Raw genomic sequence first — 13,863 nt, forward strand, 5'->3', positions numbered from 1 at the left:
CCGTCGCCCCCGTGTTGTTCGGGCCCTTCGATTCTGTCCGCACTCACCGACTTCAGCCACCGGCTGTGGACAACCCCGGCCGAGGATCAGGACTGGCCTGCGAAATCCGCAGACATGTCCCGCCATGTCCGGCCATGTAATGACGCATATCGGTCATATTTACGCCTAGTCTGACATTGCGCTCGCCCGTTCTGTCCACACGGGTTGCGCCTTCTGTCCCCTCCGGTTATGGGAAAGGACGGCCCACATGCCCGCAGACCTCGCCGTCATCGGACTCGGCCATCTCGGCCTGCCCCTCGCCCAGGCCGCCGTGGCCGCCGGCATCGAGACCATCGGCTACGACACCGATCCACGCCCCGTCGCCGAACTGGCCGCGGGCCGCACCCCCGTCGACGGCTCACTCACCGCCTCCGACGTGCGCCGCATGCTCTCCGGCGGCTTCCGGCCCACCACCAACCCGACCGAGCTGGGCCGGGTCCGTACCGCCGTCATCTGCGTGCCCACCCCGCTGGGCCCCGACCGCACCCTCGACCTCAGCGCCGTCGGCGAGGCCGCCCGCGCCCTGGCCGCCCGGCTGCGCCCGCACACCACCGTGCTGCTCGAATCACCGGCGGGCCCCGGCACCACGGAGGGGTTCCTGCGCACCATCCTGGAAGAGGGCTCCGGGCTACGCGCCGGACGCGACTTCCACCTCGCGTACTCCCCCAGCCGTCTCGACCCGGGCCGCCGCACCCACGGCCCCGCCGGCACCCCCAAGGTGATCGGCGGACTCACCCCGGCGTGCACCGAATCGGCCGCCGCCTTCTACGGACGCCTCACCGACAAGGTCGTCCGCGCGCGCGGACCGCGCGAGGCCGAGACCGTCAAGCTCCTCGAAACCAACTTCCGGCACGTCAACATCGCCCTCGTCAACGAGATGGCCGTGCTCTGCCACGACCTCGGTGTCGACCTCTGGGACGTCATCCGGTGCGCCGAGACCAAGCCGTTCGGCTTCCAGGCGTTCCGCCCCGGCCCCGGCGTGGGCGGCCACGGGGTCCCCATGGACCCCAGCTACCTCCCGCACGCGGGCCGCACCCCCGGCCATCCGCTGCGCATGGTCGGCCTCGCCCAGGAGATCAACACCCGTATGCCGCAGTACGTGATCCAGCGCTGCGCCACGCTCCTCAACGAGCACGGCAAATCCGCCCGCGGCGCCCGTGTCCTGCTGCTCGGCGTCACCTACAAGCAGGACCACGCCGACCAGGAAAGCTCACCGGCCACCGAGATCGCCTGCCGGCTGATGGACCTCGGCGCCACCGTCAGCTACCAGGATCCGTACGTCCCCGACTGGCGCGTGCGCGACGTACCCGTCCCGCGCGCCGACTCTCTTTACGAGGCCGCGGCGCACGCGGATCTGACAGTGCTGCTCCAGCACCACCGCACGTACGACCTCCAAGGGCTCGCCGTGAAAGCCCAGTTGCTGCTCGACACCAGAGGAGCCAGCCCGGCGGGAGCGGCGCACCGCCTCTGAACGAGAGCACACCCCGAGGCACACCCAGGGCACACCCGCTCTCCGCCGGCCCGCGCTTCCCGTACGCCCCAAGGGAATTCGCCGACGCACTGTCGTAGCGGACTGCTATGGTCCAGGGCGCTCGTACAACGGTGCGAGCCTTCCTTGGGGGATTGTTCACATGAGCCAGTCTGTTCCACCACCGTCCGGCAATCCGTACGGCAGCGGCCCCGGGGCACCCGGCCCCGGCAATCCGTACGGCGGCGGCCCCGTACCGCCCGGCGGCCCCGGCAACCCGTTCGCCCCGGCCCCGCCGGCGCCGCCGGTCCGCGACAACGTGGGCCTCGGTGTGGCCGCCGCGGTCGGTGCCGCGATCGTCACCGCCGCCGTCTACGGCGGCATCGCCGGTGCCGTCGAGCGCGAGATCGGTTTCGCCGCCATCGCCGTCGGCTTCGTCATCGGTTTCGTCGCGGGCAAGGTCGGCGGACGCAACCCGATCCTCGCCGTGGTCAGCGCCGTCCTCTCACTGGCCGCCGTCTACCTGGGCCAGATCTTCGGCATCTCGATCATCGCGGCCGAGGTGCTGGGCGTGTCGACGTCGGAGATGCTGTTCGAGCACTTCGACCTCCTTACGGAGGCATGGAACGAGGGCAAGGAAGCGTCGACGTTCCTGTTCTTCGCCCTCGCCGCGTTCGCGGCGTTCACGGGCGCCAAGAAGGCGTGACCCTGAACTAGTGATCTGGTTCGGAGATGCGTGAGCAGTAGCGGCAGATCCGGTCAAGGATCTGATCGGCGGTCTTGGTCCACTTGAATGGCCGGGCTTCGTCGTTCCAGACCTTGATCCAGTTCTCCAGTGCGGCCTTGAGGTCGTCGAGGGAGCAGAACACACCGCGTTCGAGGCAGCGTCGTTCCAGCTCGGCGAACCACCGCTCGACCTGGTTGATCCATGACGAGTAGGTGGGGGTGAAGTGCAGGTGGAAGCGGGGGTGCGCGATCAGCCACTTGTGCACCACCGGTGCTTTGTGGGCGGAGAGGTTGTCGCAGATCACGTGGACCGCCAGGCCAGGTTCCGTCTGGCGGTCGATCTCGTCGAGGAAGTCGCGGAAGTCCACGGCCCGGTGCTGCGCGGACAGTTTCGTGATCACCTTGCCCGTCGCGGTGTTCAACGCGGCGAACAGATCGACGGTGCCGTGCCGGACGTAGTCGAAACTCCGCCGCTCGGGGACCCCGGGCACCATCGGCAGCACCGGCGCGGTCCGTTCAAGGGCCTGGATCTGCGGCTTCTCGTCCACCGCGAAGACAGCCGCGTTGGCCGGCGGGGCGAGACAGAGGCCGACGACGTCACGGACCTTGTCGATCAGGAACGGATCCGGGGAGATCTTGAAGGTCTCGGTCCGCCACGGCTGCAGACCGAAAGCGTGCCAGATCCGCAGCACACTCGCGGGGGAGATCCCCACGGCCCTGGCCAGTTCCCGCTTCGACCAGTGCGTCCCGCCTTCGGGTGTCTGCTCCAGGGTGCGGACCACCACCTCTTCGACCTGGGCATCGGTGATGCTCCGCGGTACCCCGGGCCGAGGCTCATCAGCGAGCCCGTCGAGCCGGTCGCGCAGGAACCGGGTCCGCCATTTCGCGACGGTGCCCCGGTTCACCCCCAGCCGGGCCGCGACCGCCAGGTTCGGCCCGCCCTCCGCGCACGCCAGCACGATCCGCGCCCGCAGGGCCAGACCCTGCGCGGTCGTCCGGCGCTTGACCCACATACTCAACACCTGCCGCTCGGCCTCGCTCAGGACCAACGGCTCCAGCCTGCTGTCACCCACAACCGACAGCAGACCGAAGCCAGTCGGCACCCGTCAGCCGAACCCGCGAATTGGTGCGCAAAGCGACTCACGTGGTGCCCAACGAACTCACAACCAGATCACTAGGCCCTGTCCGGCGGATCTTCGGGGATCAGGCCGGGGCGGCTGGTGCGGTGCATCGCAAGGCGGAGGATCATCCTCGTACTGGACGTACTTGGATGAATCCGACAACGCGGGGAGCTGCCGTGCCAGGCGTCCCGGACCCCCGAAGATCCGCCGGACAGGGCCTTGGCCCTGTCCCGCGGAAGTTCGCGGGGCAGGGCCTCACGCGTTCTACAGCACCGCCGACACCGACCGCTCCGACGCCAACTGGGCCCTGGCGAAGCCGAGTTTGTCCGGGTTGAGCACCGACCAGAGCGCGACCACTCGGCCGTCCCCGCCGAGTTCCGGCGCGAAGACCCCGCTGACCAGACCCGCCTCCCGCACCACGATCGCCGGGGCGTCGTTGACCGTCGTGACCGTGAAGCTCGCCGCCCGCGCGCGGGCCGACCGGCCGAACGAGGCCAGCAGCCGGGCGACCCCGACGCGCCCGACGGCCGGTCGCAGCGTGGCCCTGACCCTGCCGCCGCCGTCCGCCCAGGCGACGGCGTCGTCCGCGAGCAGCCGTTCAAGGGCGATGACATCGCCGTCGAGGGTCGCCGCGAGAAACCGTTCGACGATCGCCCTGCGCTGGCCGGACGTCGCGGTGAACCGCTGCCGGGCACCGACGTGCGCCCGTGCCCGGGTGAACAACTGCCGCGCGTGGGCCTCTTCGATCCCCAGGATCCGGGCGATCTCCCGATGGCTGTACGCGAACGCCTCACGCAGTACGAACGCGGCGCGCTCCGGTGGCGTCAGCCGCTCCAGCAGGACGAGCAGGCCCAGGGAGAGCGAGTCGCGCCGCGCCGCGGTGTCCGCCGGATCGTCCCGCCCGTCCGCCGCCGCGACGACCATGGGCTCGGGCAGCCACGGGCCGACATACGTCTCGCGCCGGGCACGCGCCGACGTCAGCCGGCTCAGACACAGGTTCGTGACGACCTTGGTCAGCCACGGCGCGGGATCGGCCACCTCCCCGCTGTCGCGCCAGCGCAGATACGCGTCCTGGACGACGTCCTCCGCCTCGAACGCCTCGCCCAGCATCCGGTAGGCCAGTCCGATCAGACGTGCCCGGTGCGTCTCGAACTGCGTCAGCCGCGTATCCACGACCCCAGTCTGCCAATCCGCCGACAGCGCTTCGCCCCCAGTACGACATGAGGGTGCCCCGGACCACGTACGCCTCACCTACAAGTGACGTACAAGTCCGGGGCACCCCGCGCGCGTTCAGCGGCTGTGCTGCGAGTCCGCGACCGTCACCTCGACGCGCTGGAACTCCTTCAGCTCGCTGTAACCGGTCGTCGCCATCGCCCTCTTGAGCGCGCCGAAGAAGTTCATCGAACCGTCCGGACTGTGCGAAGGCCCGGTCAGGACCTCCTCCGTCGTCCCGACGATCCCCAGGTCCACCAGCTTGCCGCGCGGCACGTCCTCGTGGACGGCCTCCATGCCCCAGTGGTGCCCCTTGCCCGGCGCGTCGTTGGCCCGCGCCAGCGGGGAGCCCATCATCACCGCGTCGGCCCCGCACGCCACGGCCTTGGGCAGATCGCCGGACCAGCCGACCCCGCCGTCCGCGATCACATGCACGTACCGGCCGCCGGACTCGTCCATGTAGTCGCGCCGGGCGGCGGCCACGTCGGCGACCGCGGTCGCCATCGGCACCTGGATGCCCAGCACGTTACGGGTGGTGTGCGCGGCCCCGCCGCCGAAGCCCACCAGCACACCGGCAGCGCCGGTACGCATCAGATGCAGCGACGCGGTGTACGTGGCGCAGCCGCCGACGATGACCGGGACGTCCAGCTCGTAGATGAACTGCTTCAGGTTCAGCGGCTCGGCCGCGCCCGAGACATGCTCGGCGGAGACCGTGGTGCCGCGGATGACGAAGATGTCCACCCCGGCGTCCACGACGGCCTTGGAGAACTGCGCGGTGCGCTGCGGCGAGAGCGCGGCGGCCGTGACCACGCCCGAGTCGCGCACCTCCTTGATGCGCCGCCCGATCAGCTCTTCCTGGATCGGCGCGGAGTAGATCTCCTGGAGCCTGCGGTTGGCGGTCGCCTCGTCCAGCTCGGCGATCTCGTCCAGCAGCGGCTGCGGGTCCTCGTAACGGGTCCACAGCCCTTCGAGGTTGAGCACCCCGAGACCGCCCAGCTCACCGATGCGGATCGCGGTGCTCGGTGAGACCACGGAGTCCATGGGCGCGGCCAGGAACGGCAGCTCGAAGCGGTAGGCGTCGATCTGCCAGGCGATCGAGACCTCCTTGGGGTCGCGGGTGCGCCGGCTGGGGACGACGGCGATGTCGTCGAAGGCGTACGCGCGGCGTCCGCGCTTGCCGCGGCCGATCTCGATCTCAGTCACGATGTGTGGGCCTTTCCCTCTACGTCTGCCGTTCCAGTATCCCCGCCGTCACTCCTCGATGAGGACCTGGGTGAAGTCGACCACGTGGACGACGAGCACGAGGAGAAGGCCGTCACTGATCAGATACTCGATCGCGATGTTCGGCGTCAGCGCCAGCGAGCGCGTCGATTCGTCGCCCGAGAGCGGCACCGAGATCTTCGGGCGGGGCTCCTGTGCCAGCACGACGAGGCCACGCTCGAGCAGCTCCCGGCGGTCCGCCGGGAGCCCGTCGCGTACCCGGGCGGCTTCCTCGCTGTACCTCACGGCGTAGAGCATCGAAGACCCCTCTCGACTCTCGGCGACGAGCCGGCGATCGTGGCGTCAGCGACCGGTGTAGTTCGGTGCCTCGACCGTCATCTGGATGTCGTGCGGGTGGCTCTCCTTGAGACCGGCCGCCGTGATCCGTACGAACCGTCCCTTGCGCTCCATCTCGTCGATGGAGGACGCGCCCACATAGCCCATGGTCTGCCGCAGCCCGCCGATCAACTGGTGCAGTACGGCGCCGAGCGGGCCCCGGTAGGGCACCTGGCCCTCGATGCCCTCGGCGATCAGCTTCTCGTCCGAGGACACCTCGCCCTGGAAGTAACGGTCCTTCGAGTACGAACGGCCCTGGCCGCGCGCCTGCATCGCACCCAGCGACCCCATGCCGCGGTACGACTTGAACTGCTTGCCGTTGATGAACTGGAGCTCGCCCGGGGACTCCTCGCACCCGGCGAGCAGGCTGCCGAGCATCACGGTGCTGGCGCCCGCCGCGAGCGCCTTGCCGATGTCGCCCGAGTACTGGAGGCCGCCGTCGCCGATGACCGGGATCCCGGCGGCGATACAGACGCTGGCCGCCTCGTAGATCGCCGTGACCTGCGGAACACCGATACCGGCCACCACGCGCGTGGTGCAGATGGAGCCGGGGCCGACACCCACCTTGACGCCGTCGACACCGGCGTCGATGAGCGCCTTGGCGCCGTCACGGGTGGCGATGTTGCCGCCGATGACATCCACCGCGACGCTCGACTTGATCTTGGACATCCAGCTCAGCGCGTTGCTGTTGTGGCCGTGCGAGGTGTCGACGACCAGGAAGTCGACCCCGGCCTCGGCCAGCGCCTGGGCGCGGTCCAGCGCCTCCTGGCTCGCTCCCACGGCGGCGCCGACGAGCAGCCGGCCCTCGGCGTCCTTGGCGGCGTTCGGGTACTTCTCCGCCTTGACGAAGTCCTTGACGGTGATGAGGCCCTTGAGGATGCCGGCGCCGTCGACCAGCGGCAGCTTCTCGATCTTGTGGCGGCGCAGCAGCTCCATGGCGTCCACGCCGGAGATGCCGACCTTGCCGGTGACCAGCGGCATGGGCGTCATGACCTCGCGCACCTGGCGCCCGCGGTCCGACTCGAAGGCCATGTCGCGGTTGGTGACGATACCGAGGAGCTTGCCGGCCGCGTCGGTGACCGGGACGCCGCTGATGCGGAACTTCGCGCACAGTTGGTCGGCCTCGGCGAGCGTCGCGTCCGGGTGGACCGTGATCGGGTCGGTGACCATGCCGGACTCGGAGCGCTTCACGAGGTCGACCTGGTTGGCCTGGTCGGCGACGGAGAGATTGCGGTGCAGCACACCGACACCGCCCTGGCGGGCCATCGCGATCGCCATCCGCGCCTCGGTGACCTTGTCCATCGCCGCCGAGAGCAGCGGGATGTTCACCCGCACGTTCCGGGAGACCTGGGACGCGGTGTCCACCTGGTTGGGCAGCACCTCCGAGGCGCCCGGCAGCAGCAGCACGTCGTCGTATGTCAGCCCGAGCGTCGCGAATTTCTCGGGCACTCCGTCGACGTTTGCAGTCATGACACCTTCCCCAGATGGCCTTGATCGGTGCGGATGTCCATGCTAACGGCCACCACGGGGGTCTCATTCCACGGTCGCCATGATCGGTCGCCACGACAGCCACGACAGCCACGACGATCAAGGCCCACCGGCGGGTCCTACTGCTCGGCCAGCGCCCGCAGTCTGCTGAGCGCGCGGTGCTGTGCGACCCGTACGGCGCCCGGTGACATCCCCAGCATCTGGCCGGTCTCCTCGGCCGTCAGCCCCACGGCGACGCGCAGCACCAGCAGCTCGCGCTGATTGTCCGGGAGGTTGGCCAGGAGCTTCTTCGCCCACTCGGCGTCGCTGCTGAGCAGCGCGCGTTCCTCCGGGCCGAGGGAGTCGTCGGGCCGCTCGGGCATCTCGTCCGAGGGCACCGCCGTCGAGCCCGGGTGCCGCATGGCGGCCCGCTGGAGATCGGCGACCTTGTGCGCGGCGATGGCGAAGACGAAGGCCTCGAACGGCCTGCCGGTGTCCTTGTAGCGCGGCAGTGCCATCAGTACGGCGACGCAGACCTCCTGGGCGAGGTCTTCCACGAAGTGGCGGGCGTCACCGGGCAGTCGGTTCAGCCGGGTGCGGCAGTAGCGCAGCGCGAGAGGGTGTACGTGGGCCAGAAGATCGTGCGTGGCCTGCCCGTCCCCGTCGACGGCACGGTGAACGAGCGCACCGATCACCGTGGTCTCGTCATCGCGCATCGGACCATGGTGCCTCGGTCGCTGCGAATCCGTGGCACCGCGTTCATAGTTGTGCACCGAAGCGTTATGAGCAGGTGCGCCGGAACTCATCTCCTGCGCCCTCCCCTTCCGCTCGCCCGACTCGTCCCCGAGGAACTCCACAACCCAAGGATGCGGCATCGGGCGGGAAACTGTGGCGTACGGGCTCCGACGACCCTCTCCGCCGCCCCGTCCACCGTACGGCGGACGGGGTTCCGCGACTGACCGGACGAGCTGTCCGAAACCCGCTCCGACCTCGCCTTAGCGGACCAGACCCCAGCGGAATCCGAGCGCCACGGCATGCGCGCGGTCCGAGGCACCGAGCTTTTTGAACAGCCGCCGCGCGTGCGTCTTGACGGTGTCCTCCGAGAGGAACAGCTCGCGCCCGATCTCCGCGTTCGACCGGCCGTGGCTCATGCCTTCGAGCACCTGGATCTCACGCGCCGTGAGCGTGGGCGCGGCGCCCATCTCGGCCGACCTGAGCCGGCGCGGGGCGAGCCGCCACGTCGGGTCGGCGAGCGCCTGGGTGACGGTCGCGCGCAGCTCGGCGCGGGACGCGTCCTTGTGGAGATAGCCGCGGGCACCGGCGGCGACCGCGAGCGCGACACCGTCCAGATCCTCGGCGACCGTGAGCATGATGATCCGGGCGCCCGGATCGGCGGACAGCAGCCGGCGGACGGTCTCGACGCCGCCCAGACCGGGCATGCGTACGTCCATCAGAATCAGGTCCGAGCGGTCGGCGCCCCAGCGGCGGAGGACTTCCTCTCCGTTGGCCGCGGTCGTCACGCGCTCGACGCCGGGCACGGTCGCAACCGCGCGGCGCAGCGCCTCTCGGGCAAGCGGGGAGTCGTCGCAGACGAGGACGGATGTCATGGCCGCCCTCCGCAGCAATTGCGCGTCACCTTGAGCCTCCAGGCTGAGTACATGTGGTCACCTGTGCGATTGACGCCATCGGACATGTGCCCGATCGCTTGTTCCTTCAACCGCCTCGACCACTCAACGACGGTCACTCGAAAGAGTTACGGGTCCGGAATCGCCTTCGGCACTCTACGTGAGGAGGCGCACACAGAGCAGAGCCTCGCAGGTCATCGTTCGATCACTCTGAGTTATGCCCCATTTAGCGCCATTTCTTCCCTTTTGCTGGTGTCTGTGGCTAGATTCGCAATGAATCATATTTACATCTACTTACACAGGAGATGTACGGTCGTGAGCACGACGTGGTCAGCGCGTCGGGCTCGTACCCGGCGCCCCAGGGCGCATCTCAGGCCCTGGGCCTGACCTGGAAGACAGGCCCTAGCGGCCCGTATCCGCCTCCACGGATTCAAGGGGACATGAGCAATGGCAGATTTCTCCCGCCTTCCCGGACCGAACGCGGATCTGTGGGACTGGCAGCTCCTGGCAGCCTGTCGCGGCGTCGACAGCTCGCTGTTCTTCCACCCGGAGGGTGAGCGGGGCGCGGCACGCAGCGCTCGCGAAACCTCGGCCAAAGAGGTCTGCATGAGATGCCCGGTGCGCGCGCAGTGCGCGGCCCACGCGATGGCGGTGCGGGAGCCGTACGGGGTGTGGGGCGGGCTGACCGAGGACGAACGCGAGGAGCTGATGGGGCGCGCCCGCACCCGGCTGATCGCGACCTCGGGGGCGAACGGATCGGGCCGCGCCTGATCTGCGACACGCCACCGAAGAAACGTTCCTGCACTTTCCGGCGGAACCTTGGTAGGAGGTCGCCGGGACCTCGGACGTCGACGGAACCTCAGTAGGAGTACGGCCGGAACGGGCCGCGTGGGCGCGGTGTCAGCGCGACGCGGCCCGTTCCAGTTGGTCCAGCGTCGCCGCCACCGCCGGGACCCGCGCCAGATCGGGCAGGGTGAGCGCGACGATCTCGCGCCGTACGGCGGGCTCGACGGTGACCGTACGAGCGCCCTTCGGCAGCACCGACTCCATGGCCAGCTCCGGCAGGAACGCGACCCCGAGCCCGGCCCCGACCAGGCCGATGACCGCCGGATAGTCGTCCGTCGCGAAGTCGATACGCGGGGTGAAGCCCGCCTTCTCGCAGGCGTCCACCAGTTGGCGCCGGCAGCGCGGACAGCCCGCGATCCAGGACTCGTCGGCGAGGTCCCCGATGGAGACGGCGGTGGCACCGGCCAGTCGGTGCCCCTCGGGGAGCAGCCCCACCAGTCGGTCGGTGAGCAGCGGCCGTACGACCAGGTCGTCCCACTCCTCGGCGCCGCCGCCCGTGGAGTCGTAACGGAAGGCCAGCGCCACATCGCAGTCGCCGTCGCGCAGCATCTCGACGGAGCGCGGCGGTTCGGCGTCGACGAGCGAGACGCGGGTGCCGGGGTGGCCGGCGCGCAGGGCGGCCAGCGCGGTGGGGACCAGGGTGGAGCTGCCGCTGGGGAACGAGACCAGCCGCACCCGCCCGGCGCGCAGGCCCGCGATGGCCGCGACCTCCTCCTCGGCGGCCGTGAGCCCCGACAGGATGCCCGTCGCGTGCCGTACGAGCGCTTCGCCGGCCTGGGTGAGCCGCATCTCCCGGCCGGTCCTGATCAGCAGGGTCGTACCGACCGACGCTTCGAGGACCTTCATCTGCTGGCTGACGGCCGGCTGGGTGCACCCCAGATCTCGGGCGGCGGCGGAGAACGAGCCGGTGGCGGCGACGGCGCGCAGGACACGGAGATGACGGGCTTCGATCACCCCTCAAACATAAGGGAAACTTGTAGATATCGAGAAATTCCGGGCGGGACATTTGAGAGGCGCGGGCCCCGAGCGGCGGGTTAGCGTGCCCGTCATGAAGCTTCTGACCGTGAATGTGGGGCGGCCCAAGGTCGCCGAGTACACGGACGCGCCGGGCGGCGCGACCGGCATCGACAAGCGGCCGGTGGACGGCCCGGTCGCGGTGCGTGATCCCGGGCGGAAGGGCACCGGTGCCAGCGGTGTCGCCGGGGACACGGTGTGCGATCTGCGCCATCACGGCGGCAGCGACCAGGCCGTGTATGTGTACGGGCGGGAGGATCTGGACTTCTGGGAGCGGGAGTTGGGGCGTCCGCTGGCCAACGGCGGCTTCGGCGAGAATCTGACCACGTCCGGTCTCGATCTCAACTCGACGTTGATCGGCGAGCGTTGGCGGGTCGGCCCGGATCTGGTGCTGGAGGCGACCAGCGGCCGGATCCCGTGCCGTACGTTCGCGGGCTTCCTCGGTGAGAAGGGCTGGGTCAGACGGTTCACCCGACAGGGCGTCACCGGTGCGTATTTCAGGGTCATCACGCCCGGTGAGATCCGCGCGGGCGACGCGATCGAGATCGTGCACCGGCCCGACCACGACGTGACGGTGGCCCTCGCCTTCCGCGCCGTGACGACCGAGCGCGAGCTGCTGCCGCGGATCCTGGCCGCCTCAGAGGCCCTGCACGAGGAGGAGTTGAGAATCGCGCGGGAGTACGTGGCGAAGTACGGCGCCGAGGGCGAGTAGCGCGCCGACCGCTCACGTAGCCGCTTCCGGTGGTCGGACGGCGGCTCGCGGCAGTCGTGCGACCGTCTAACGTGCCGCTTATGACGACTGCTTTGATTACGGGCGCGACAGCGGGGATCGGCGCCGCCTTCGCCCGGCGGCTCGCGGCGGGTGGTACTTCCCAGTCCGGCGGTGTGGGAAGCGGCCACAACCTGGTGCTGGTCGCCCGCGACACCGAGCGTCTTCGGCGCCAGGCCACCGAACTCCACGACCTGCACGGCATCGAGGCGGAGGTACTGACCGCCGACCTCGCCACGGACAAGGGCATCGAGGCGGTCGAGAAGCGCCTCGGCGACCGTAAACACCCCGTCGATCTGCTGGTCAACAACGCGGGGTTCGGGAACAAGGGCCGGTTCCTCGACGTCACGATGGCCGACGAGCTGACCATGCTCAAGGTGCACTGCGAGGCGGTGCTGCGGCTGACGTCGGCGGCGGTGACCGGGATGAAGGAGCGCGGGCGCGGCGGTGTGGTGAACGTGTCGTCGGTGGCCGCGTTCGTACCGCGCGGGACGTACGGCGCCTCCAAGGCGTGGGTCGTGCAGTTCACCCAGGGCGTTTCGCGCGATCTGGCGGGCACCGGCGTACGGCTGATGGCGCTCTGCCCCGGCTTCACCCGCACCGAGTTCCACGACCGGGCCGGGATGGGGACGCAGAACATCCCCAACTGGATGTGGCTGGACGCCGACAAGCTGGTGACGGCCGCGCTGGCCGACCTGGCGCGCGGCAAGGTCGTGTCGGTGCCCGATCCGCGCTACAAGGCGCTGATGAGCGCGGTGAAGCTCGCCCCGCGCGGGCTGCTCGGCGGGATCACGTCGAAGACCGGGCGCAAGTACGGCCCCCAGTAGCCATAGCCGTAGCCGGGAGGGCGGTCGGTGGCGTCCAATGGCCTCACCCGTGACATATGACAGGACCCACGAGGAGACCGACTTCCACCATGCACGACGCCACTGACAATCGGCCGTCCGCGCTGCTCTCCATGAGTCCGGACATCGCGGAACGGCTGTTCACCCCCGCTCGTCTCGCCCGGCTGACCGGCCTCGTACGCACCGATCCGCGGCTCGTCGCCCACACCCTGACCGGCCCCGGTCTCGACCCCGCCGTCGCCGCCGCGCTCGCGGACGCCGAGCTGCTGATCACCTGCTGGGGCGCGCCCCCGCTCACCGCGGAGGTGCTGGCCGCCGCGCCCCGGCTGCGCGCCGTCGTGCACGCCGCCGGGAGCGTCAAGCACCACATCACGGACGCCTGTTGGGAGCGGGGCATCACGGTCGCGTCGGCGGCGGGGGCCAACGCCCTTCCCGTCGCGGAGTACACGCTGGCCGCGATCCTCTTCGCGGGCAAGCGGGTCCTCGGCTCGGCGCACCGCTACCGGGAGGTGCGCGGCCCGCACGACTGGCACCAGGAGCTGGGCGGCGCGGGCAACTACCGCCGTACGGTCGGCATCGTCGGCGCGTCCCGGATCGGCCGGCGGGTGATCGAGCTGCTGCGGCCCTTCGACCTCGACGTGCTGCTGTACGACCCGTACGTGTCCGCCGCCGACGCCGCGGGGCTCGGTGTGGGAGTCGTACCGCTGATTGAGCTGTGCGCGCGTGCCCAGGTGGTGTCCGTCCACGCGCCGCAGGTCCCCGCCACCCGCCGTATGATCGGCGCCGCCCAGCTCGCGGCGATGCCGGACGGGGCGACGCTGATCAACACCGCGCGCGGCTCGCTGATCGACGAGGACGCGCTGCTGCCGCATCTGGTCTCCGGCCGGCTGAACGCGGTGCTCGACGTGACGGATCCCGAACCGCCGCCGCCCGCCTCGCCGTTGTACGACCTGCCGAACGTGCTGCTGACCCCGCATGTCGCGGGCTCGCTGGGCGGTGAGATCCACCGGATGACGGATCACGCGCTGGACGAGGTGGAGCGGTACGTGAAGGGGCTGCCGTTCGAGGATCCCGTACACCCGTCGTCGCTGGGGCACTCGGCGTAGGCACGCGAGTACCCGTGACGCGCCGAGGC

General features: G+C 70.0%; 14 protein-coding genes. 6 read left to right on the forward strand and 8 right to left on the reverse strand.

From position 1 onward, the window contains the following. Window positions 1–247 precede the first annotated feature (247 nt). Both OG329_RS14960 and OG329_RS14965 read left to right on the forward strand, forming a co-directional pair. Complete coding sequence (locus OG329_RS14960; protein WP_405795591.1) at window positions 248–1,510, forward strand: nucleotide sugar dehydrogenase; 1,263 nt, start codon at window positions 248–250, stop codon at window positions 1,508–1,510. Between the two features lie 160 nt (window positions 1,511–1,670). Continuing rightward, complete coding sequence (locus tag OG329_RS14965; protein ID WP_405795593.1) at window positions 1,671–2,213, forward strand: hypothetical protein; 543 nt, start codon at window positions 1,671–1,673, stop codon at window positions 2,211–2,213. A gap of 7 nt (window positions 2,214–2,220) precedes the next feature. Here OG329_RS14965 and OG329_RS14970 read toward each other — a convergent pair whose 3' ends face one another. The 7 genes from OG329_RS14970 to OG329_RS15000 form a co-directional block, all read right to left on the reverse strand. Next, window positions 2,221–3,246, reverse strand: coding sequence for an IS630 family transposase (locus OG329_RS14970; RefSeq protein ID WP_405801848.1), 1,026 nt, complete (start codon window positions 3,244–3,246; stop codon window positions 2,221–2,223). A 372-nt stretch (window positions 3,247–3,618) separates the two neighbouring features. After that, on the reverse strand, window positions 3,619–4,527 hold the full coding sequence (sigJ, locus tag OG329_RS14975) for an RNA polymerase sigma factor SigJ (protein WP_405795594.1): 909 nt from the start codon (window positions 4,525–4,527) through the stop codon (window positions 3,619–3,621). 117 nt (window positions 4,528–4,644) lie between these two features. Further along, window positions 4,645–5,769, reverse strand: coding sequence for a GuaB3 family IMP dehydrogenase-related protein (locus OG329_RS14980; protein WP_354606656.1), 1,125 nt, complete (start codon window positions 5,767–5,769; stop codon window positions 4,645–4,647). A gap of 48 nt (window positions 5,770–5,817) precedes the next feature. Beyond that, window positions 5,818–6,084 carry a hypothetical protein gene (locus OG329_RS14985; RefSeq protein WP_405795595.1) on the reverse strand — a complete coding sequence of 89 codons (267 nt, stop codon included), beginning with the start codon at window positions 6,082–6,084 and terminating at the stop codon, window positions 5,818–5,820. A 45-nt stretch (window positions 6,085–6,129) separates the two neighbouring features. Next, the gene (guaB, locus tag OG329_RS14990) at window positions 6,130–7,632 is read right to left on the reverse strand and encodes an IMP dehydrogenase (RefSeq protein ID WP_405795596.1); all 1,503 of its coding nucleotides are present in this window, start codon (window positions 7,630–7,632) and stop codon (window positions 6,130–6,132) included. 137 nt (window positions 7,633–7,769) lie between these two features. Then, window positions 7,770–8,345, reverse strand: a complete 576-nt coding sequence (locus OG329_RS14995; protein ID WP_329076557.1) for a sigma-70 family RNA polymerase sigma factor — start codon at window positions 8,343–8,345, stop codon at window positions 7,770–7,772. Between the two features lie 279 nt (window positions 8,346–8,624). Further along, a complete protein-coding gene (locus OG329_RS15000; RefSeq protein ID WP_003948568.1) occupies window positions 8,625–9,236 on the reverse strand; it encodes a response regulator transcription factor in 612 nt (203 codons plus the stop codon). Window positions 9,237–9,701: 465 nt separating this feature from the next. On the opposite strand from OG329_RS15000, the gene OG329_RS15005 reads away from it, so the two are divergent. Next, on the forward strand, window positions 9,702–10,025 hold the full coding sequence (locus OG329_RS15005) for a WhiB family transcriptional regulator (protein ID WP_069625260.1): 324 nt from the start codon (window positions 9,702–9,704) through the stop codon (window positions 10,023–10,025). A 129-nt stretch (window positions 10,026–10,154) separates the two neighbouring features. Here the strand turns inward: OG329_RS15005 and OG329_RS15010 are convergent, their stop codons facing one another. Further along, window positions 10,155–11,054 carry a LysR family transcriptional regulator gene (locus OG329_RS15010; protein WP_405795598.1) on the reverse strand — a complete coding sequence of 300 codons (900 nt, stop codon included), beginning with the start codon at window positions 11,052–11,054 and terminating at the stop codon, window positions 10,155–10,157. Between the two features lie 94 nt (window positions 11,055–11,148). Here OG329_RS15010 and OG329_RS15015 point away from each other — a divergent pair, with 94 nt between their 5' ends. From OG329_RS15015 to OG329_RS15025, 3 genes are all read left to right on the forward strand, one after another. Beyond that, window positions 11,149–11,826, forward strand: a complete 678-nt coding sequence (locus OG329_RS15015) for an MOSC domain-containing protein (protein ID WP_405795600.1) — start codon at window positions 11,149–11,151, stop codon at window positions 11,824–11,826. Between the two features lie 80 nt (window positions 11,827–11,906). Further along, a complete protein-coding gene (locus OG329_RS15020) occupies window positions 11,907–12,710 on the forward strand; it encodes an SDR family NAD(P)-dependent oxidoreductase (protein ID WP_405795601.1) in 804 nt (267 codons plus the stop codon). A gap of 89 nt (window positions 12,711–12,799) precedes the next feature. Then, window positions 12,800–13,834, forward strand: a complete 1,035-nt coding sequence (locus OG329_RS15025; RefSeq protein ID WP_405795603.1) for a hydroxyacid dehydrogenase — start codon at window positions 12,800–12,802, stop codon at window positions 13,832–13,834. Window positions 13,835–13,863: the final 29 nt, after the last annotated feature.

The organism is Streptomyces sp. NBC_01506, from assembly GCF_045040295.1.
Classification (GTDB): Bacteria; Actinomycetota; Actinomycetes; order Streptomycetales; family Streptomycetaceae; genus Streptomyces.